General features: G+C 68.8%; 21 protein-coding genes. 8 read left to right on the forward strand and 13 right to left on the reverse strand.

The window, feature by feature from the left end:
* A partial coding sequence (locus LF262_RS13470) for a recombinase family protein (protein WP_235780915.1) occupies nt 1-613 on the forward strand: 613 nt, incomplete at its 5' end.
* A gap of 579 nt (nt 614-1,192) precedes the next feature.
* Here the strand turns inward: LF262_RS13470 and bfr are convergent.
* Both bfr and LF262_RS13480 read right to left on the reverse strand, forming a co-directional pair.
* On the reverse strand, nt 1,193-1,681 hold the full coding sequence (bfr, locus tag LF262_RS13475; RefSeq protein ID WP_235780916.1) for a bacterioferritin: 489 nt from the start codon (nt 1,679-1,681) through the stop codon (nt 1,193-1,195).
* The gene (locus LF262_RS13480; RefSeq protein WP_235780917.1) at nt 1,668-1,871 is read right to left on the reverse strand and encodes a (2Fe-2S)-binding protein; all 204 of its coding nucleotides are present in this window, start codon (nt 1,869-1,871) and stop codon (nt 1,668-1,670) included. Before LF262_RS13480 ends, bfr begins: the two co-directional genes overlap by 14 nt.
* 518 nt (nt 1,872-2,389) lie before the next feature.
* Between LF262_RS13480 and LF262_RS13485 the strand changes: the two genes are divergently transcribed.
* Entirely contained in the window at nt 2,390-3,034 is a 645-nt protein-coding gene (locus LF262_RS13485; RefSeq protein WP_235780918.1) for a hypothetical protein, read from the forward strand.
* Between the two features lie 61 nt (nt 3,035-3,095).
* Here the strand turns inward: LF262_RS13485 and LF262_RS13490 are convergent, their stop codons facing one another.
* The gene (locus tag LF262_RS13490) at nt 3,096-4,367 is read right to left on the reverse strand and encodes an MFS transporter (protein WP_235780919.1); all 1,272 of its coding nucleotides are present in this window, start codon (nt 4,365-4,367) and stop codon (nt 3,096-3,098) included.
* Nucleotides 4,368-4,517: 150 nt separating this feature from the next.
* Here LF262_RS13490 and efeO point away from each other — a divergent pair, with 150 nt between their 5' ends.
* Both efeO and efeB read left to right on the forward strand, forming a co-directional pair.
* Nucleotides 4,518-5,441 carry an iron uptake system protein EfeO gene (gene efeO / locus LF262_RS13495; RefSeq protein ID WP_235780920.1) on the forward strand — a complete coding sequence of 308 codons (924 nt, stop codon included), beginning with the start codon at nt 4,518-4,520 and terminating at the stop codon, nt 5,439-5,441.
* Nucleotides 5,438-6,727 carry an iron uptake transporter deferrochelatase/peroxidase subunit gene (gene efeB / locus LF262_RS13500; RefSeq protein ID WP_235780921.1) on the forward strand — a complete coding sequence of 430 codons (1,290 nt, stop codon included), beginning with the start codon at nt 5,438-5,440 and terminating at the stop codon, nt 6,725-6,727. The genes efeO and efeB overlap by 4 nt, the downstream gene beginning before the upstream one ends.
* 146 nt (nt 6,728-6,873) lie before the next feature.
* On the opposite strand, the gene LF262_RS13505 is transcribed toward efeB, so the two are convergent.
* Genes LF262_RS13505 through LF262_RS13520 form a run of 4 tightly spaced genes read right to left on the reverse strand, consistent with a single transcriptional unit; the run spans nt 6,874 to nt 10,307 of the window.
* Nucleotides 6,874-7,866, reverse strand: coding sequence for a ketopantoate reductase family protein (locus LF262_RS13505; RefSeq protein ID WP_235780922.1), 993 nt, complete (start codon nt 7,864-7,866; stop codon nt 6,874-6,876).
* 3 nt (nt 7,867-7,869) lie between these two features.
* Nucleotides 7,870-8,754 (reverse strand): zinc metalloprotease HtpX, encoded by an 885-nt coding sequence (htpX, locus tag LF262_RS13510; protein WP_235780923.1) that lies wholly within the window; start codon nt 8,752-8,754, stop codon nt 7,870-7,872.
* Nucleotides 8,755-8,790: 36 nt separating this feature from the next.
* The gene (locus LF262_RS13515; RefSeq protein WP_235780924.1) at nt 8,791-9,561 is read right to left on the reverse strand and encodes an esterase/lipase family protein; all 771 of its coding nucleotides are present in this window, start codon (nt 9,559-9,561) and stop codon (nt 8,791-8,793) included.
* Entirely contained in the window at nt 9,558-10,307 is a 750-nt protein-coding gene (locus LF262_RS13520) for an alpha/beta fold hydrolase (protein WP_235780925.1), read from the reverse strand. The genes LF262_RS13515 and LF262_RS13520 overlap by 4 nt, the downstream gene beginning before the upstream one ends.
* A gap of 92 nt (nt 10,308-10,399) precedes the next feature.
* On the opposite strand from LF262_RS13520, the gene LF262_RS13525 reads away from it, so the two are divergent.
* Both LF262_RS13525 and LF262_RS13530 read left to right on the forward strand, forming a co-directional pair.
* On the forward strand, nt 10,400-10,852 hold the full coding sequence (locus tag LF262_RS13525) for a Fur family transcriptional regulator (protein WP_235780926.1): 453 nt from the start codon (nt 10,400-10,402) through the stop codon (nt 10,850-10,852).
* Between the two features lie 67 nt (nt 10,853-10,919).
* On the forward strand, nt 10,920-12,368 hold the full coding sequence (locus LF262_RS13530; RefSeq protein WP_235780927.1) for a catalase: 1,449 nt from the start codon (nt 10,920-10,922) through the stop codon (nt 12,366-12,368).
* Nucleotides 12,369-12,483: 115 nt separating this feature from the next.
* Here the strand turns inward: LF262_RS13530 and LF262_RS13535 are convergent, their stop codons facing one another.
* From LF262_RS13535 to LF262_RS13545, 3 genes are all read right to left on the reverse strand, one after another.
* Nucleotides 12,484-13,077 (reverse strand): TetR/AcrR family transcriptional regulator, encoded by a 594-nt coding sequence (locus LF262_RS13535; protein WP_235780928.1) that lies wholly within the window; start codon nt 13,075-13,077, stop codon nt 12,484-12,486.
* 72 nt (nt 13,078-13,149) lie between these two features.
* Nucleotides 13,150-14,685 carry an APC family permease gene (locus LF262_RS13540; protein ID WP_235780929.1) on the reverse strand — a complete coding sequence of 512 codons (1,536 nt, stop codon included), beginning with the start codon at nt 14,683-14,685 and terminating at the stop codon, nt 13,150-13,152.
* A 177-nt stretch (nt 14,686-14,862) separates the two neighbouring features.
* The gene (locus tag LF262_RS13545) at nt 14,863-16,509 is read right to left on the reverse strand and encodes an FAD-dependent oxidoreductase (protein ID WP_372462781.1); all 1,647 of its coding nucleotides are present in this window, start codon (nt 16,507-16,509) and stop codon (nt 14,863-14,865) included.
* Here LF262_RS13545 and LF262_RS13550 point away from each other — a divergent pair.
* Complete coding sequence (locus LF262_RS13550; protein WP_235780931.1) at nt 16,454-17,242, forward strand: ABC transporter permease; 789 nt, start codon at nt 16,454-16,456, stop codon at nt 17,240-17,242. The two genes, LF262_RS13545 and LF262_RS13550, sit on opposite strands and share 56 nt — an antisense overlap.
* Nucleotides 17,243-17,244: 2 nt before the next feature.
* Nucleotides 17,245-18,231, forward strand: a complete 987-nt coding sequence (gene rarD / locus LF262_RS13555) for an EamA family transporter RarD (protein WP_235780932.1) — start codon at nt 17,245-17,247, stop codon at nt 18,229-18,231.
* A 144-nt stretch (nt 18,232-18,375) separates the two neighbouring features.
* Here the strand turns inward: rarD and LF262_RS13560 are convergent, their stop codons facing one another.
* The 3 genes from LF262_RS13560 to LF262_RS13570 all read right to left on the reverse strand — a co-directional run bounded on the left by LF262_RS13560 (nt 18,376) and on the right by LF262_RS13570 (nt 20,512).
* Nucleotides 18,376-19,338 carry a type IV toxin-antitoxin system AbiEi family antitoxin domain-containing protein gene (locus LF262_RS13560; protein ID WP_235780933.1) on the reverse strand — a complete coding sequence of 321 codons (963 nt, stop codon included), beginning with the start codon at nt 19,336-19,338 and terminating at the stop codon, nt 18,376-18,378.
* Between the two features lie 178 nt (nt 19,339-19,516).
* Nucleotides 19,517-20,254, reverse strand: coding sequence for a hypothetical protein (locus tag LF262_RS13565; protein WP_235780934.1), 738 nt, complete (start codon nt 20,252-20,254; stop codon nt 19,517-19,519).
* A 96-nt stretch (nt 20,255-20,350) separates the two neighbouring features.
* Entirely contained in the window at nt 20,351-20,512 is a 162-nt protein-coding gene (locus LF262_RS13570; RefSeq protein WP_235780935.1) for a hypothetical protein, read from the reverse strand.
* Between the last annotated feature and the right edge of the window lie 170 nt (nt 20,513-20,682).

A 20,682-nucleotide genomic window follows, 5' to 3' on the forward strand; every position in this document is an offset into this window, starting at 1 on the left:
ACTTGGACCTTTGACGGGACGGACGGCAAGGATGACACGGCTTGGATACGCGCGGGTGAGCTCGGCGGAACAGGACGCCGCCCTACAGATCCGAGACCTCGAGGCAGCGGGATGTGAGCGCATCTATCGCGATCACGGCGTCAGCGGGACCCGGGCCAGCCGACCGGAACTCGACAGGATGCTCGACCGCCTCAGCCGGGGCGACGAGGTCGTCGTGTGGAAGCTGGACCGACTCGGGCGCAACACCCGCAACCTGCTCGAGCTGCTTGACACTTTCAAAGCCAAAGGCATCAAATTCCGCTCGCTACGCGACGGGATCACCACCGACCCCGACACCGACCTCGGCAGCGCCATGGCGCAGGCCATGATCACCATCATCTCCGCCTTCGCGCAGCTCGAACGCGACCAGCTCTCCGAACGGACAAGGGCCGGCATGGCCGTCGCCGCGGCCAACGGTCGCCGGGCGGGGCGCCGCGAAGTCACCGCCAATGATCTCAAGGTCAGACGGGCCCACGAGCTTAAAGCACAAGGGCTCAAGCCGGCAGACATAGGAAGAGTCATCGGCGCCGGGCGGGCCACCGTCTACCGCTACCTCAAGTTGGAACCCGGCTGACGGGGCCAGCAAATGGGCCACGGTCCGGGCCGCGCGCGCCTGCGCGGTCCGCTCCGTCCATGAGGCGCCACACGATGCCTCTCCGGACTCTGGTGCCCCTCGCGCAGGAACGTGTGCGTCAAAGAGGCAGGCAGCCTCGGACCCTGGTTCTCCGTACCTGACCACCGGAACCTGCACCCTCGTGGCACCTACCCTTCCCCTGTTAGTACTGAAGAAGGTGGGCTCGGCCACCGACGGACAGGACCATTGCGGCTCTGGAGGTTGGCCATGGCGTTGAAAGCGTCCTCGAGCCGATGCTGTGGCTGCGCAGGCGCCTGAACTCTAGCGGGTGCGGGCCCAGGCACTTACCGATCTCTTACCCACCCCCGTCCCCGGCGACCGCGCCCGGCTGGTGGGATGCGCGGCATGAGGCCGTCCTAGAAGACGAGGACCTGCTGCCGATTCCCTCGACTTCGCCCGTACGCGCCGCCCACCCAGTGCCCGGTCCTAAGCCAAAGGACGGTGACGACCGCGCCGCGCTGGGCCGAGTAGCTCAAGCCCCGCGACCTCGCCCGTAAGGCCGAGTCAGGGCACACAGGGTCAGCCTGGACCGTCGCCGGCGGTCATTTGCTGTGCCAGGTACTGCGGGAGGCCGACCCGCTCGATGGCATCGAGTTGGCTCTCGAACCAGTCGGCGTGCTTCTCCTCGTCGAGCACCATCGCCTCGAACACCGCGGCGGTGCCGTGGTCGCCGAGCTGATGGCACTCTTCGGCGGCCGCGTTGAACTGGGCGACCGCGGCCCTCTCGGAGTCACGGCCCAGCGCGAGCATCTCCTCGGCGCTCTGCCCGCTCTGGATCGCATTGAGCCGCTGGAGGTTGGGGTGTCCATCGAAAAGCAGGATGCGGCTGATGAGCGCGTCGGCATCCTTCATCTCGTCGATGGACAGGTCGTAGAACACCTTGCCCAGCTTGGGGAGCCCCCAGTTGTCGAGCATCCTGGCATGCAGGAAGTAGGTGTTGGTGACAGTGAGCTCGAGGGTGAGCGCATCGTTGAGCATCTCTTCGATCCGGGGACTAACAGGCTGCACCTTCCACCTCCATGAGCGAGTCGACCGACTCCTTATGCTGGCACAGCAGCCGTTTCACGGTAAAGACGCAGGAGCCGCAGTCTTGCCCGGCTCCGGTGGCGCGGCACACCTGCCCGAGCGTGCGCGCGCCGTCGGCACAGACACGGCGTACGTCGTCGTCGCTGACGACTCCGCAGTGGCAGACGATCACCCGAATACCTCCTCACGGGCCGCGCCGTGCTGACGCAACCCGGGGAGGCGCGCGGCGGGGGCGGCGGGCACAGGCATGGGCAACCTCGGGCTGTGCAGAGGGCAGGGGCCCGAAGGGCTTCGGGCAAGGTGAGCCTAACCTAAGAGGAAATAGGATGCAAAAATCTTTCGCAATCGGCCCTAAGCGAGACGGTTCACGATCCGGTCCTGCTGAAGGGCTCTGGGTCAATGTGTCAAGGCCAACCACTTGAGTGACAGAAACTGTCACTCAGATGGCGAGCGGAGGCTGAGCCGCCGGACACCCCATGGATCGGCCGGTTATTCGTTCTCAACTTGCGCGTAATTCCGGGGTTGTTGGCTGTCTGGTCGGGAGCGCGGATCGTGCGCGGGTGTGATTGGTGCGCTGGTGGCTCCTCTGGCCGGCCTCGGCGAGGAGCACACAGATGACAGGTTGGCCTTCTCGGCCACTTCGCGGACTAGCCGGGGCTGGCGTACACGTGCGGATGCTAGCCTCCGCGCGTGTACATCGGACACTACGCTGCAGCTGCGGCCTTGCTCGCACTAGCCCCCGAGACCCCCGTCCTCCCCGTCGCCGTCGCGGTGGCCTGGCCTGACATCGTCTGGTCGGCCCTTGTGGCCGCCGGGGTCGAGGAGGTCCGCGTCGATCCGAAGAACCCGCTCCAGAGTACTATTCGGTTCACGTCGTACCCCTTCTCGCACTCCCTGCTGCTCTCAGGTGCACTCACACTCCTTCCGGCGCTTGGCTTCGGGCTCGCTTACGGGAACCCGTGGGTCGGGGTCGCGTTCTGGCTGGGCGCTGTCTCGCACTGGCTCCTCGACGTCCCGGTCCACCTCAAGGATCTGCCGGTGCTCGGACGTCTGCGCGGCGGCAAGGACCGGTTCGTGGGCTGGGGACTCTGGTCGCGACCCCGCCTCGCCTTCGTCGTCGAGTACGCGCTCTTCGCCCTCGTGGCGCTCGCGACGGCGCCCCGCTCGGCCCTCATTGGGCTGCTCGCCGGCGCCCTGTTGCTCCACGCGCTCAACGCCAATTCCTTCTTCGGCTTCACCAAGGCCAATCCGACCGGCACCCCACGCCGCTATGCCGCGCTCGCCTTCGGCGGCTTCGTCGCGGCCATCGCCTGGTTCACCCTCGCCTGGCAGTAGTGCGCAGGACGCCCCGCGGCCGGCCCATGCGCGAGGTGCGCGACCGGCGTCGTGCGCACCGCTACGGCTTGGGGTGCTCGGCGTCGTAACGGGCGAATCCCGGCTGGGCCGCGTGCAGCACCCAGACGAGGGCGATGCATGCCAGCGCACCGACAACGATCGCCGTGCCCTCCCCCAGCCAGGACGCCATGCCGCCGGAGAACACGTCTCCGAGGCGAGGGCCGCCGCCCACCACCACCGTGAAGACGCCCTGGAGTCGGCCGCGCATGGAATCCGGGGTGGCGGCCTGGAGGATCGTGGATCGCAAGGCCGCACTCACCGAGTCCGCCGCACCGGCGGACACCATGCAGAGGATGGCGGGAAGGATCCACCACGTGCCGCCCTCGGGCGAGGTCCGGCCAGCGGCAAGCACCACGAGACCGAACGCGAGGATACTCGCACCCCACGCCACCACAGACCACTGCACGCCCCGCCCCTGCCACCTCAGACGCGCCACGGGTCCGGAGAACAGGCCTCCGAGGAAGGTTCCCGCCGCGATTCCCGCCAGCAGGGCGCCCGCCGTCGCGGCCCCGCCGCCGAGCGCGAGCACCGCCACCGCAGGCAGGACGGCCCGGGGCATCGCGAACACCATGGCGCACATGTCGATGAGGAACGTCATGCGGATGTTCGGCCTGGTCCCGAGGAACCCGAAGCCTTCCGCAACCGAGCGGATCCCAGCCTTGCGCACCTCCCCCTCCGGCGGCAGTGACGGGAGGCGGAACAGCGCCCACATCGCCACCGTGAAGCTCACCACGTCCAAGGTGTAGGTCCAGCCATAGCCGACCGTCGCGACGAGCGCGCCGGCCAGCAGCGGCCCGGCGGCGCCTCCGAGGCCGAACGTGATCATATTCAGCGCGTTCGCCGCTGCGAGCTTCTCGGAGCGGATGAGCCTGGGGATGATGGCGCTGCGCGCCGGCATGTTGATGCCCGTACCGAGCGCCTGAATCCCGACCAGGACGTAGATGAGCGCCACGTTGTCAAGGCGCAGCCAGGCCTGGAGGGCAATGAGGGCGCTCGTGCCCCAGAGGAGCCACGAGGAGGCGATGGCGACGGTGCGCCGATCGTGCGCATCGACGATCGCGCCGCCGTACAGGCCGGCGACCACGAACGGGACGAGCGCCACGAGCCCAAGCAGGCCCACCTGGAAGCTCGAGCGCGTGAGGTCGTAGATCTGCAGGCTGACCGCGGTGACCGTCAGCTGGGATCCGAGGATGTTCAGCAGCTGGCCGACCCATATCCGCCGGAACTCGGGGCTCTCGGTCAACGGCGTCGTATCGGCCAGATAGTTGCGCACCGCAACAGCCTAGTGCGGCGCGCTCCGAGCCTCGGAGGGAATTCGTTACGCAACGTTTGCGTAATCCACGGCTTGCCCAGTACGTTCTGACTTAGGCAAGCCTCACCAAACCTTTCCTCGGCACTCTGCGCCCCGACCCTTAGGACCACCATGCCCTCCAACGCCCAGCCCACCGCGCGCCGTCGTCAGCTCCGTCCCACGCGACGCGTCCTGCAGGCGGCCGCCCTCGCGGCCGCCCTCACCGCTCCGCTCGCCCTCTCGGCGTGCGGCGCGCCCTCACCCGCAGCGCCGGCCGCCGCCCCGACGAAGTCGATCGACGCCGAGACCGCCGCGCTGCTCGAGAAGGGCGAGGGCACCTTCACGGCCTTCATCAAGAGCGAGTCGGACAAACTGCTGGAGGGCACCAAGGCCTTTGCAGCCGAGTTCGAAGAGGGCGACGTCGAGAAGGCGCGCACGCTCTACGCGAGCACGCGCATGCACTGGGAGCGGATCGAGCCCGCGGCCGAGAAGTTCAAGGAGTTCGACGCCAAGCTCGACACCCGGGAGGCGGACCTCGAGAAGGGCGAGGAGTGGACCGGCTGGCACCGTGCCGAAAAGGACCTCTTCCCGCCAGCCGGCTACACGGCCATGACCAAGGACGAGCGCGAGAAGATTGCCGACGCGCTCGTCGAGGACACCGAGGGGCTCCACAAGAACATCGAGACCGTGAAGTTCGAGTTCGAAGAGCTCGGTGCCGGCGCCAAGGAACTCCTCGACGAGGTGGCACGCGGCAAGGTCACGGGCGAGGAGGAGGCCTTCTCGCACACGGACCTGTGGGACTTCAAGGCCAACGTGGATGGCGCGAAGGCGGCCTACGAGGCGCTCAAGCCAGGCGTGGCGCGCACGGACGCGGCCCTCGTGACGGACCTTGACGCCAAGTTCGCCGCCGTCGAAGCCGGCCTCGCGCTGCACGCGAGTGGCGACGGCTACGTCGCGTACACCGACCTCACCCCGGAGCAGGTCAAGACGCTTGCCGCCCTCGTGGACGCGCTCGGAGAGCCGCTCTCGAAGCTCACGGCCGCAACCTCCGCATGAGCGGGACACTCACCGAGCCGCGCACGACGCCGCCCCTCACCCGCCGCGGACTCCTCACCGCGGGGGGTGCCGCGGGCGCGGCAGGCGTCGCGCTCGGCTGGGTCGGGCACGGTGCGGCCCAGGCCGCGCCGGCACCGTTGGCGGAGGACACCGTCCCGTTCCACGGGGAGCACCAGGCCGGAATCGTCACCCCCGCGCAGGACCGGCTGCATTTCGCGGCGTTCGACGTGGTGACCGATGACCGCGCGGCCCTCATACGGCTCCTGGCGGACTGGACCGCGGCCGCCGAGGCCCTGACCTCGGGGAGGGAGGCCGGGAGCACCGGTGCCCTGGGCGGACATCCCGCGGCGGCGCCTGAGGACACAGGTGAGGCACTCGGCCTGTCCGCCGCCCGGCTCACCCTGACCTTCGGCTTCGGCCCCAGCCTGTTCAGCAAGGACGGCGCGCCACGCTTCGGCCTCGACGGGCGCCGCCCAGCGGCCCTCATCGACCTGCCGCGCTTTCCCGGCGACGCCCTCGAACCGGCCCGCACCGGCGGCGACATCATGGTCCAGGCCTGCGCGGACGATCCCCAAGTGGCTGTGCACGCGATCCGCAACCTCGCACGCATCGGATTCGGCACGGTTCGGGTCCGCTGGTCCCAGCTCGGCTTCGGCCGCACGTCCTCGACGTCGCGCGCGCAGGAGACGCCGCGCAACCTCTTCGGCTTCAAGGACGGCACCGCGAACCTCATGGCCGAGGACACCGGCCTCCTCGCCGATCATGTGTGGACGGGCCGCGGCACCGCGCCCGGCGAGGCCTGGATGGAGGGCGGCACATATCTCGTGGCCCGCCGCATCCGCATGCACGTCGAGATCTGGGACCGCACGAGCCTGGGCGAGCAGGAGGCCGTCATCGGCCGGACCAAGGGCGAGGGCGGTCCGCTCTCGGGCGGCGGCGAGTTCGCTGCTCCCGACTTCGGAGCAAAGGGGACCAACGGGCGTCCCGCGATCGCCGCAGGCTCGCACGTGCGGCTCGCGCACGCGGACCAGAACAAGGGAGTGCGGATGCTCCGCCGGGGCTACAACTACACGGATGGGAGCGACGGGCTCGGGCACCTCGACGCGGGGCTGTTCTTCCTCGCGTTCGTCAAGGACCCCCGCACCCACTACGTCCCAATGCAGAGGGCCATGGCCAAATCGGACCAGCTCGCGGTCGAGTACCTCAAGCACACCGGCTCAGGCCTCTTCGCCGTGCCGCCCGGCATCAGGGCCGGGGGCTTCGTCGGCGAGGGACTATTCGCCTGACCCAAGCGGCGCGGTGGCGACGCACGACGACGGTCTGACGGCGCCGTCGTGCGCCTCACCTGACCTCTCGGCCACCAGAGGTGGGCGCCACCGGAGGTGGGCGCCACCGGAGGTGGGCGCCACAGAGGTGGGCGCCCAGAGGTGGGTCAGCCCATGCGTGCCGCCACCTGGCCCGGAGCGTAGTAGCGGTGACTGTGCTCAACCTCATGGACGAGCTTGACCAAGCCTTCGTTGACCGGCGCTTCGAGCCCGACCTCGCGGGCACGTGCCACGAGGGCGCCGTTGAGGTAGTCGATCTCGGTGGGCAGCCCGCGCTGGACGCTCTGGAGGGTCGATCCGAGCACCGCCTCGCGTCCGAGCCGACGCCCCATGATCCGAAGCAGCACCGAGCCGACCGGGCGGGGAGCAGAGCCGAGGACGCCGAGGAGGGACGGCGGCATGCCATCGAGCGCCCCGAACTCCACACCTTGCGCCCGGCCGACGGCAATCGCCTCGCGGATACTCTCGAGCACGATGCGTCGCAGTGCCGGATCGGCCAGCGTCGTCTGGACGCTCAGGCCAGTAATCGCCGGCATCGCATTGATCTGGTTGACCACGAGCTTGGTCCACTGGTGCCCTGCGAAGTTCCTGACCGCCTGGGCGGGGATGCCCTGATTGAGGAGGCTCGCGGCGTCGACCGCCTCCTGGCGGGGTGCGCCCTGCCCCTCCCCGAAGTACAGCGGCCCAGGCACCAGGACGCGCACCGCCCCGGGTGTGGGACAGTCGGCGCTGAAGAAGGCGATCGCGCCGATGGTCGGTGCACCGGGGTGGAGGCGGGAGGCCCGCTCGGCACCATCGAGGCCGTTCTGGACGACCACGAGCGGCACCCCTTGGAGGGAGCTGGCATTCACGTGGAGCGCCTCCTCCTCGTCCTGGGCCTTGACACACAGGAGGGCGAGGTCGGGTGGGCCCATGAGGCGCTCGCCGACGGGCACTTGCGCGAGGTGGCTGCCCCACGCCCCGGTGAGTCGGAGCCCACCGTTCTGGATCGCGGCGAGCCGGTCGCCACGGGCCGTGGCCTCGACGGCGTGGCCGGCCCGTTCCATGAGCGCCGCAATGGTCCCGCCGATCGCGCCGGCCCCGATGATCCCGATCCTCATGCGTCAGCGGCCCAGCTCACGGCCCGCCATTGCTTCGAGACGCGCGATTCGGTCGGGCATCGGCGGATGGGTGGCGAACAGCCGAGTCAGGCCCGCACCGCCCCTGAACGGATTGGCGATCATGAGGTGTGAGGTGTTGACGAGCTTCTGGTTGTCCGCCGGAAGCGGTGCCCGGCGCACACCCCCGTCGATCTTGTCCAGGGCGGAGGCGAGCGCAAGCGGATCTCCCGTGAGCTGGGATCCGTCCTCGTCGGCGTCATACTCGCGTGTGCGGGAGATCGCGAGCTGGATGAGTGATGCCGCGAACGGCGCCAGCAGGCTCAGCGCCAGCAGCGCGAACGGGTTGGCGTTGCGGTCACGGTCGTCGCCGCCGCCGAAGAACATCGTGAACTGGGCCACCGAGGTGATGACGCCTGCCACCGCCGCGGCGATCGATGAGGTCAGGATGTCACGGTTGTAGACGTGCATGAGCTCGTGGCCGAGGACGCCGCGCAGCTCCCGCGCATCGAGCAGGCCGAGGATTCCCTCGGTGCAGCACACCGCCGCGTTCTGGGGATTGCGTCCCGTGGCGAACGCATTCGGGGACTCTGTCGGCGAGATGTAGATGCGTGGCATCGGCTGACCCGCGCGCTGGGAGAGCTCCCGCACAATCTGGTACAGCCCGGGGGCCTCGGCCTCGCTCACCGGGTACGCCTGCATGGAGCGCAGGGCGATCTTGTCGCTGTTCCAGTAACTGTAGAACGTCATGGCGAGACCGAGCGCGGCGAAAATCCAGATCGGTGTCCCGCTGTGCGACCAGAGGCCCACCAGGCCGCCAAGACCCAGCAGGACCGCCCAGAGCACGCCGAAGAGGACCGCCGTCTTGAGCCCGTTGTAGTGGTTGTGCACTGTGAACCTCCTGCAGTCTCAACGATCCAGCATCGGTCAACGTTTCCACCCATCGAGAACCGCGGCGAGGAGGTCCAGGAAGGCGGGGTGGCCGAGCAGGCGGAAGTGCCCCACGACCGGCACCGAGACGTTCCGCGCGCCCTCGAGCTCGGTGCCCCGCGTCACGATCGGATCGAACTCCGCCGACACGGACACGATCCGGGCATTGACCGACCGCTCTGCCGCGAGCGCAGCGAGTGCCGGGAGCGCGGGGTTGAAGGCCCTCAAGGCGGGAGTCAGGGCGAAGCGCGAGTAGGGGTGGCCGGCGAACGGGGTCGAGGCGGTGACCATCCCGGCAGCGAGGTCCGGGAAGGAGACCATGAGCTCCTTGCCAATGAGGCCGCCCTTCGAGTGGGCGACGACCAGGGCGTCTGATACCCCCAGCTCCCGAAGCCGCGCCGCGACAAGCTCCACCGACTCGTGCAGGGGCCGCAGGTTCCAGCCAAGCTCCTCCACCACGGCGACCTGGTGCCCGCGCCCCTCGAGCCACCGTCGCAGGGGGTCCAGGAACGCTGCCGGCTCGTAGATCCCCGGGATGAGCACGACGGCGGGCGCCTGGCCCCCGCGGGGAGGCTCCGACGTCGTGCGCACCGTGGGCGTGCCCGCCGGCCCCTCGGCAATGCGCCTGCCACGCCGCGCCCTGAGGGCCGCCACCTGCCGCGCGGCGGCGTAGGCGGCGTCGAGCGCAACGCCCCAAGCGATCCAGCCGGCCCTTCGCACCCTGTGCAGCGGCGGCTTCCGGGCCGACGAGCCGTCCCCCGCGCTCACCGTAGGGCCACCCGTTCTGCCTCGGCCCGCAGGCAGGCCGCCACGGCGGCCGCCCCCCTGTACATAAGCACGTGCGCTTGGGAGGGGACGGAACAGGAGCGGGCAGCAGGAGCGGCCCGGACGAGCCGCTCGATCCACCGCTGCGGACTGATGCGGTCCCGGGCACCCCTCATGAGGAGCACTGGCGCGGTGACGAGCGGGAGTCTCTCTTCGATGCGGTGGGCCATCATGGCGGGCACCGTGGTGAGGTACCAGCGCTGGCCGCACCGGGCGTAGTCGCGCAGGATGGTCGCTGCCACCACGGGAGGCTCGGTCGCGGTGTCCCAGGCCAGCCGGAGCCCCTGGCGCACGGCGCTGTGGGCGGTCTCGTCCACCGTGGGGCCGAGGAGGGCAAGCAGCGGGATGCCGGGTCTCTGGAGGGCCATCTCGACGACCACCTGTGCCCCCATCGAGTGCCCAACGAGGATCGGGGACACCACGCCGAGTTGGTCGAGGGCGGCCCAGACGCAGGACGCGAAGTCCTCGATGGAGAGCGCACGCGTCGGCTTGGGGCTGCGTCCGAAGCCGGGCAGCTCGACAGCGTGCACCCGGTCGCGAAGCGCCAGCTCCTCCGCGAGGGGGCGGAAGTAGGCCGGCGATACGCCGATGCCGTGGACGAGGACATAGTCCCGCGGCCCGTCGCCTCCCGACCAGACCCGCACCCTGTGGCCATCGGCAATCAGGGCGCGCTCCTCGAACCCCCTCATGAGCTTCCCCTTCCGATCGAGCCCAGCTTACGAGGTCCAAGCTTAGGCTCGCCTTATTGTGACTCCCTAAAAATAAGTGCTGTAATGGGGCCATGGAAGCGAGCATCGAGCACAGCGGCTGGGCCTCGGCCCTGCGCGCCCACGGCCGCCGGGTGACCAAGCAGCGCCTCGCTGTACTGGCCGCTGTCGAGGCTCACCCGCATTCCTCCGCGGACGCCATCCTGTCCGCCGCGCGGGAGGAGCTCCCGGACATCACCCCGCAGTCCGTGTACGTGGTCCTCGGGGACCTCACCGACCTCGGGATGCTGCGCCGGTTCGAACCGCCGCACTCCCCCGCCCTCTACGAGACGCGGGTCGGGGACAACCATCACCATGCGGTTTGCTCGGTCTGCGGGCGCGTCGAGGACGTCGACTGCGCCGTAGGCCACGCCCCCTGCCTGACGCCGAGCGCGACGCACGGCATGACGATCATGATCGCCGACGTCACGTACGTGGGCGTCTGCGCGGAGTGCGCCGCGCAGGGCGCGCCCACGCCGGCCGCCTGAGGCCGCCCCACACCTTCCCTCCCACGAAACCAGTACGGCGCAGTACGCGCGGAACAGAAGGAGAGACATGACGGTCAACTACTCGACCACCCAGTCCGGCGCCCCGGTCGCCTCGGATGCGCACGCCCAGTCAGTGGGCGCCGACGGCGCGATCATCCTCACGGACCACTACCTGGTCGAGAAGCTCGCGCAGTTCAACCGCGAGCGCGTCCCCGAGCGTGTGGTGCACGCCAAGGGCGGCGGCGCGTTCGGCGTCTTCAAGACCACCGAGGACGTCTCGAAGTACACCAAGGCCGCGCTCTTCCAGCCGGACGTCGAGACCGAGATGCTCATCCGCTTCTCGTCGGTTGCCGGTGAGAACGGCTCGCCCGACACGTGGCGTGACCCGCGCGGCTTCGCCATGAAGTTCTACACCACCGAGGGCAATTACGACCTCGTGGGCAACAACACCCCGGTGTTCTTCATCCGCGACGGCATTAAGTTCCCCGACTTCATCCACTCCCAGAAGCGCCTCCCGGGCAGCCACCTCCGTGACGCCGACATGCAGTGGGACTTCTGGACCCTCTCCCCCGAGTCCGCCCACCAGGTCACGTGGCTCATGGGCCCCCGCGGCCTCCCGAAGACGTGGCGCAACATGCAGGGCTACGGCTCCCACACCTACCAGTGGATCAACGCAGAGGGCGAGCGCTTCTGGGTCAAGTACCACTTCCACACCAACCAGGGCGTAGAGAGCCTCACCGATGAGGAAGCCGAGCAGCTCGCGGGGGAGAACGCGGACTACTACATCCAGGACCTCTACGAGAACATCGCCGAGGGCAACTTCCCAAGCTGGGACCTCTTCGTCCAGGTGATGCCGTACGAGGAGGCCAAGACCTACCGCTACAACCCCTTCGACCTGACGAAGACGTGGTCCAAGAAGGACTACCCCCTCATCAAGGTCGGCACGATGGAGCTCAACCGCAACCCGGAGAACTACTTCGCCCAGATCGAGCAAGCCGCGTTCGCGCCGTCGAACTTCATCCCGGGCATTGCCGGCTCGCCGGACAAGATGCTCCAGGCGCGCATCTTCTCCTACGCGGACGCGCACCGCTACCGCGTGGGCACCAACCACGCGCAGCTGCCGGTGAACGCACCGAAGAACAAGGTCCGCAACTACAGCCAGGACGGTTCGGGCCGCATCTCCTTCAACTCGGCCTCCACCCCGGTGTACGCGCCGAACTCATTCGGCGGCCCCGCCGCGGTCGAGCCCGCGGCAGGGGTGAGTGGCGGCTGGGAGAACGACGGCGAGCTCACCCTCGCCGCTCACTCCCTCCACGCGGAGGACGGCGACTTCGTCCAGCCGGGCATCCTCTACCGCGAGGTGTTCGACGACGCCGACCGGGCCCGCATCCTGGCAACCCTCGCGGGTGCCGTCGGTGCCGTGAAGCGGGAGGATATCAAGGAGCGCGCTATCCAGTACTGGACGAACGTCGACGCCGACCTCGGCGCGAAGCTGCGCGCAGAGCTCGGCAAGTAAGGGCATATGGCGCAGTAGCTCCTGCGGAGTGGTCATTCGACCCAGAGGGCGAAGGCCCGGTGCACACGCACCGGGCCTTCGCCCTCGGTTGCCTCCAGGTGCACGGGGACCAGCGCTATCCTGCGAGGTGGGCGCCCTCGAGCTGGCCCGCGAAGGCCGCCGCGAGAAGGTCGAACGAGCCCATTACGGCCGGCCTGTCGCCGGTGATGACGAAGTCGTAGAGCAGGCCCATGATCGCCGCCACGTACAGTCGTGCGAGGGAGGCGGATCGCTTCGGTGGGACACCCCGTCCGCGCAGCCACCTCGCCAGGAAGCCACGCCAGTGCTCGAAGCTCTCGACGCCCGCTCCCCGTGGACGCTCCGCGACCACGTCCTGGACGGAGGCCTCGAACTCGAGGCGCTGGAGGTGTCGCCCCCTGTTGTCGAGGCACAGCTCGAAGGCCCTGCGGGCCCACACGAGGAAGTCCTCCGGCGCTGCGGACGCCGGACTGCCGGACTCGAGCGGCTCGTAGCGGCGCATGATACCCCGGATGATCTCGGTGACTAGCTGCTCGCGATTGCCGAAGTGGTAGACGAGAACGTAGCTGCTGATGCCGAGGCCATCCGCGAGGCTGCGGAAGGTCAGCTCCGCCAGCGTCGAGTCAAGGAGAAAGTCGAGGATCTGCTCAAGCAGCTCATGCTTTCTTTCGGGCCTCGGTGGTCTCGCCATAGCCCTATCTTAGACTCGGTCCATCATCTTTTTGACAAGACTTGCAATATCCTAGAGCAATTGGGCAAACACTCAGGTTCGGCCAAGGTCACTCACAGTCAGCTCTTCGTCCCGGCGAGGGCTTCGGCGGTGAGTGGCAAAGCGCTCGTTGAGGCGCGAGTGGCGCTGCCCGTAGGCGAAGTAGATGATGAGGCCCACCACGAGCCAGCCGGCGAAGTAGATCCAGGTCCCCACGGCGAGGTTGGTCATGAGGTAGAGGCAGAGGACAGCCGAGACGATCGGGGTCACCTTGCCGAATGGCACCCGGAACGCCGGCTTGAGGTCCGGCCGCTTCCTGCGCAGGGCGATGATCCCGAGGCTCACGACGACGAACGCCGAAAGCGTGCCGATGTTGATCATCTCCTCGAGGACGTCCACCTTGGTGAGGCCGGCGACCAGCGCGACGAGGATGCCGCAGAGGATCTGGAGACGCGCCGGAGTGGACCGCTTCTCGCTCGTGACCGAGAGAGCGCGCGGGAGCAGGCCGTCGCGGCTCATGGCGAGGACCACGCGCGCGAAGCCCATGAGGAGCACCATGATCACGGTGGTGAGCCCCACGAGGGACCCGAAGGCAATGACCTTGGCGGCGTCCGTGTTGCCCACCGCCTCGAACGCGGTGGTGAGTGTGGGCTGCTCCGCGGCGGCCAGGGTCGTGTACGGGACCATGCCCGTCAGCGCGAGGGAGACAAGGATGTAGAGGAGCGTCACCACGGCGAGTCCGGCGAAGATGCCGCGCGGGAGAGTCTTCTGAGGGTTCTTGACCTCCTCGGCGCTCGTGGCCACGACATCGAAGCCGATGAATGCGAAGAACACGAGGGCCGCGCCGGCGAACACGCCGTACAGGCCGTACTGCGCAGGTGCCGCCCCGGTCGCGAACGCGAAGAGTGACTGCTTGAGGACGGCGGACGAGTCAGCGGCGGGCGCGGGGACGGCGTTCGGGACGAACGGAGCGAAGTTCTCCGCCTTGATGTAGAACAAGCCGACCACGATCACGAAGAGGACCACGGCGATCTTGATCACCGTGAAGACGTTGCCCACGCGGGCCGAGAGCTTGGTCCCGAGCACGAGGAGCACCGTGAAGATCGAGACGATGAGGAAGGGGCCCCACACGAGCTCGACCGGGCCCAGCTGGATGCTCGGCGGGATGTCCACGCCCACGAGGGAGAATACCTTGCTCAGGTACAGGCCCCAGTACTTCGCGACGACCGCGCCGGCGGTGAACAGCTCGAGGATGAGGTTCCACCCGATGATCCAGGCGAGCAGCTCGCCCATGGTGGCGTAGGTGAACACGTAGGCGGAGCCTGCCACGGGGATGGCAGTGGCGAATTCGGCGTAGCACATGATCGCGAGGGCGCAGGCCACGGCGGCGATCGCGAAGGAGACCGTCACCGCCGGTCCGGCGAAGCTCGCGGCAGCCTTGGCGCCGACCGAGAAGATCCCCGCGCCGACCGCAACCGCGACCCCCATGATCATCAGGTCCCAGGTGCTCAAGGAACGCTTGAGGCGCCGGCCGGGTTCATGGGTTTCGGCGATCGTCGCTTCGATCGGTTTCGTGCGGAGGATCTTCATCCGGCACTCCTTGGCATTCTGGGGATCAACAAACTTTTCCACTGTACGGGTCCAACCTGTGAGACCTTCAGAAGATCTCGCGATGTGAGACAGCTCCAGCTCGCGGCATGCCTCGGCGGCATCACCCAACGTCCAGGGGCGGCTTGGCCCCGACCCCGCCCCGAACGCTCGGCTGCGTCAGCCGGCGTCTGGGGACTGGGCCTTGCGCGAGATCCGGACCATGTCCTCGCGCGGCACGACCTTGACGCGTTCGCGTTTGACCCGCTCGTCGTCGCGTAGCTCGCCCTCGCCCCGCTCGCCGTCGTCGACGTCCGGACCGCCGGTCGCGTCCGCGCCGTCCCCGCTCCATGCCTCGCCCAGCGCCCGCTCATGGGCGTCGAGCTCCTGCCAGCCCTCCCAGGTGGTGTACTCGACACCACGTTGGGCCAGGAGGTCGATGACGGCACTCTCGCTCGGGTTCTCGGCCGGGGTCAGCGAGTCACGGTCCTCGAGGAGGCAGCCGATCGTCTCGAGCGCATCACCCTTCGTGTGGCCGATGAGACCCACAGGGCCACGCTTGATCCAACCTGTCGTGTAGAGGCCGGGCATCGGGGTGCCGTCCTCGTCGAGCACCCTGCCACCCTCGTTGGGGATGACACCGCGGCGCGCATCGTACTGGATCTCCGCGAGCTCCGAGCCGCGGTAGCCGATGGCCCGATAGACCGCCTGGACGGGATAGTCCTCGAACTGGCCCGTCCCAAGGACGTTGCCCGTGCCGTCGAGCTCCATGCGCTCGAACCGGATGCCGGCCACCTTGCCCGGCGTCTCCGGCGAGTCGTAGATCTCCACCGGGCTCTGGAGGAAGTGCAGGTGGAGCCGGCGCGACGCCCCGGTGTCCTGGTCCTCCGCTATCCAGTTCGCGAGCGTGTTGACCATGGTCTTGACCTGGTTGTTGGTCTTGATTGCCTCGTCGGAGGCGTCGTCGAACTCGAAGTCCTCCGGGTACAGGACGATGTCCACGTCCCGGGCGTGCGAGAGCTCACGCAGTTCCAGCGGGGTGAACTTCACCTGCGCCGGGCCGCGGCGGCCGAACACATGCACGTCCGTGACAGGGCTCGCCTTGAGCGTCCTGTACACGTTGTCCGGGATTTCAGTGACCAGGAGGTCATCGGCGTGCTTCGACAACATCCGCGCCACGTCGAGGGCCACATTGCCGTTGCCGATCACCGCTACCTCCTTCGCCTCCAGCGGCCAGTCCCGGGGCACATCCGGGTGCCCGTCGTACCACGAGACGAAGTCGGCGCCGCCGAACGAGCCGTCGAGGCCCACTCCGGGGATGTCCAGGGGCGCGTCCTTGAGGGCACCCGTGGCGAAGATCACGGCGTCGTAGAAGCCGCGGATATCCGCCAGGGTGAGATCCCGGCCATAGACCACGTTCCCGATGAAGCGGATGTCGCCGCGGTCCAGGACGCGGTGCAGGGCGTTCACGATGCCCTTGATCCGGGGGTGGTCCGGCGCCACGCCATAGCGGATGAGCCCGTAGGGTGCCGGGTACTGATCGAAGAGGTCGATGCTCACCTCGACGTCCCCGCCCTTGACCTCGTTGGACTTGGTCAGGATGTCCGCGGCGTAGATCCCCGCTGGACCGGCACCGATGATCGCAATGCGCAGCGCACGCTTCTGGGGAGCGCGTTGCGCAGACGAGGCGGCGGTGGCTTCGGACACTTCGGATTCCTTCCGGTGGTCGGCGCGCGGTTGGGGGCGCGCACAGCCTCCTATTGTAGTTCTCGTGCAGACCTCGACGCTTCTGGGACTCGGACCCGGCGTCGCCGTTGCCGTTGTCATCTTTGCCGTGCTCGCCGCCGCAGTCCACCGCTGGGCCCTCGACGGCGGGTGGCTCCCCCCGCTCACGGCAAGCCTCCGAGCCGTGGGACAGCTCGGCGTCGTCGCCCTTCTCGTGTCCCAGCTCGGCCGGGACCCCTGGCTCGCGCTGGCGTTCGTGGCCCTTATGTTCGCGATCGCCACTGCCACGACAGGGCGGCGGGTGGATCCACAACGGTGGTGGTGGGCGGCGTTGCCGATTGCCGTCGGAGTCCTTCCGGCCTCAGCGGTGCTCCTGGCCACCGGTGTGCTCCCGTTCTCCGGCCTCGCGCTGATTTCCCTCGTGGGCCAGCAAGTGGGCGGGGCCATGACGACGGCGAGCCTCGCCGGCCGCCGAGTCGCCGCCGAGATCGCTGGCCGGCGCGGGGAGGTTGAGGCCGCGGTGGCCCTCGGGTTCGAATGGCCCGGCGCACGGCTGCTCGTGGCCCGGCACACCGCTCGCGAGTCCCTGGTGCCGCCTTTGGACCAGACCCGGACGGTGGGGATGGTGACGCTGCCCGGGGCGTTCGTGGGGATGGTCCTGGGCGGCGCAGGCCCCGTTGACGCGGCAATCGTGCAGCTCGTAGTGCTCGCCTCCCTCCTGGCCGTTGACGCCCTCGCTGCTGCGGCGGCGCTGTGGCTGTGCACCTTCCGAGGGTGGGGACGTCCCGTGCCAGCGGAATACATGCGACGGCCGCGCAGGTTGCTAGGTTCGTGACCGTGAAAGCCGATGCCTCCGCCGTGACCCGTGCCGCTCCCCCGGCCACAGCCGGCCTCCTCTACGGGATCGGCGCCTACGGCCTCTGGGGCCTCCTCCCCCTCTACTTCCTCACGCTCGCGCCTGCTGGGCCAGTCGAGATCGTCGCGGACCGCGTGGTCTTCTCCCTCGTGGTGTGCGTGGTGCTCATCGCCGCAACCCGAGCATGGCACGCCCTTCGCGACGTGCTCCGCGACCGGCGTGCCTTCAGTGCACTCGCCCTCGCGGGCGCGCTCATCGCAGTCAACTGGCTGACGTACACCTTCGCCGTGCTGTCCGGGCACACGATCGAGGCCGCGCTCGGATACTTCATCAACCCGCTCGTATCCGTGCTCCTCGGGGTGCTCGTGCTCAAGGAGCGGCTCCGTCCGCTCCAGTGGGCAGCGGTCGGGACCGGGGCGATCGCCGTCGTCGTGCTCACCGTCGCGTACGGGCAGGTGCCGTGGATCGCCCTGGCCCTCGCGTTCAGCTTCGGCTTCTACGGGCTCGTCAAGAACCGGATGGGGGCGAAGGTCGACGCCGTCACGAGCCTCACCGTGGAGACCATCGTGCTCACGCCCGTCGCGCTCGGCGTCATGGTGTGGCTCGGTGTGGCCAGCACCTTGACCCTGACCGGGCACGGCGCTGGGCATTTCTGGCTCCTTGCCGCAAGCGGCATCATCACGGCCGTACCCCTGCTGTTCTTCGGGGCCGCTGCACGGCGCCTGCCGATGACCACGATCGGGCTCCTGCAGTACATGGCACCGCTGCTGCAGTTCGTCTTCGCCGTCACGGTCCTCGGAGAGCAGATGGCGCCCGAGCGGTGGGCGGGCTTCGGCATGGTGTGGCTTGCCCTGGCCGTCCTGACGGCGGACATGCTGCTCGTTGCGCGTCGCCGCCGTTCTCGGCTTCGCGCCGCGGGCCTCGAGGCGGGGACGGCCGAGGCCGCGGAGCCCCACAGCCGGCGCTGAGACCGCCGGAGCCGGCGTTCGGCGGCATGGCAGGCCTCCGGCTGCACAGCAGGCGCTCGGCAGCATAGCAGGCGCTGGTGCGGGCCTGTTATGCCGTTTGGGGCCTGTTGTGCTCCGCAGATTAGCGGGACTTGACCGAGCGCACTATGCAGAAAGCTTCCGTGCCCGGGCGAATGCGGTTTCGAGTTTCGCAACGATGACGCCCGGGGTCATCAGCTCCGGCCAGCGCGTACGCACCATCGTCCAGCCATCGTCCATCAGCGCCACCTCGCGCTGCCGTTCGAGGAGCAGAGCCTCTGACGTTGGACGGTAGTCGAAGTACTTGGCAACTCCGTCGAACTCCAGAATGACCAAGAGCTCCGGCCAGGCGAAGTCCGCCCGGAACAGTCCATGCCGCGTGGGGATCTCGTACTGGAGGACCGGAGAAGGAATGCCGGACGCTGCGAGTGCCAAGCGCGTCCGCGTCTCCCCGGGAGACTCGGACTTCCCGTCCAGGACCGGGAGGAGGTCCTCCACTCTGCGGTATCCGCGCATCGCCCCTGTGCGCTCGGCGGCGGCGCGGACCCCCGCGAGAGTCGCTCCACGCCGGAGGGCGCTGTCTCCAACGATGGCAGCCCCTTCAAGGCTCAGCGTGCGTGCGCAGTCGGCGACTGTGCGTTCGATCCCCACCACGTTCGCGATCCGGCCGGGCGAGAGTCTCATGTGGACGAGATCGCAGCCCGGGACGATGAACGAATGCGCCCGCACGTCACTTCCATGGCTCGACTTCGATCCTGAGTAGGGGACCGTGACATGGACCTGCGGCCCGGCATTCCACGTCGTCAGGCGATGGATCCGGGCCGCTGAGGCGTGGCTGTAGACCGCTGTGCCGTTGGTCGAGAGCCAGTGGGCCTCGATCCTCAGCCGATCCTGCTCCCACGGCTTGAACCCGAACCAGACCGAGCTGCGGACGTACACGCCGCGCCGCAGCCGGACGAGCTCGCGGCGCTGCACGGCCTCGGTGAGGACTCGGTGGTCGATGCCGCGCGCCGCGAGTTCCCGAGTCGATGCGACAGTCGCGTCGGGCCATCGCGCCTCGAAGAAAGTGGTCAGCCGGGGTGCGTTCATGGTTGGAGTCTTGCGCCTCGAAGGGTGCCCGTCGCTGCGCTGTCACGCCATGTGGATACCCGGCAGCGAGCCGTCACTCCTCCTGGCAGGCCCGTACCGGCATGACAGGCGTTGGTGCGGGCCTGTTGTGCCGTTGCGGGCCTGTTGTGCGCGCGGCTCCGCATGCGCGGGCCGGAGCCTAGCCTCCCGCGCCGTCCTCCGGAGCCACGGGCCCCTCGGGAGGCCGGGGTGCCCCGAGCCGGCCGAACAGCACCGCTGCCGCCATGGTATTCCCCACCAAGTAAGCCGCGCAGGCGGCCAGGCCCACGAGGGCGATGAGCAGCACGGAGCCGCCCGAGACGTACGTGATAAGCGCCGCCAGCGCGCCCGCCACCATCGCGTTGAAGCACGTGAGGAAGAACGCGGTGCTGGAGATCGCGTGCAGAGGGATCGGCCGGCTCCGTCCCAGGAAGTAGGTGGCGAACACACCCTGGCGGTCGTCTGAGGAAGAGGTCACGAACGCGTCCTCGATCCCGGGCGCGAGCTCCCGGTAGGCGCCGCGCAGCCGGTTCATCCCCGCGATGAGCAGGTGGTCCTCCTCGCTGCCGATCGACACGCGCAGCAGCGTCAGTGACCCGAGCACCAGCAGCATCGACGTGAGCCCGATCGCCATCACCCAGAACCCCGTCCCGAACCCCGTGGCCTGCGCCACGAGGGCCAGCCCCACGAGAGACGCCGAGGAGACGGTGAGGTGGATGCTGATCCGGCTCATGAGCTCGTTCCACAGCATGCCGCGCGTGCCGAGGAGGCTCCAGTGCTCAGTGGCCAGGATCGTCGCGACCACCGCGGGCGGCACCGCCTCAGGCAGCGGCTCGTGCGGCGGCGGTGGAGCCGAGGAGACGGGAAGCGGAGGCGCGAGGTGCGGTTCGGCGCTCATGATCCATGGTGGTCCCCGGCTGCGGCGGACGTAAAGCCCACCACCACGCCGCATTCCTCAACAGGAGCGCACGACGCCGCGGGCGCTCCCCGAGCGTCAGGAGGCGGCTGGCGTCGTACGCACCATCACGGAACCAAGCCGCACCTCGGCGGAGGCGCGGACGATCCGCACGATCACGGCCTTCTCCACGACGCCGCGGACGAGTTCCTCGAGCTCGCCCGGCGGAGCGCCACCATTGATGTCGACGTCCAGCGTCACCCCGGTCGACCGGGTGAGCGCGCCGCCCAAGTCCCCGTCGGCGCGGACGCAGACGCGGGAGACGGCGTTTCAGAGCGCGGCGGCGCCGTGGAGGTCGTTGAACACGCACGTGGCACGGCTAGGTGCAGGATGTGGCCGCCGGACGGGAGGGCAACCGACACCTCGGCCGC

Origin of the sequence: Sinomonas notoginsengisoli (assembly GCF_021554725.1) — a bacterium.
Classification (GTDB): Bacteria; Actinomycetota; Actinomycetes; order Actinomycetales; family Micrococcaceae; genus Sinomonas; species Sinomonas notoginsengisoli.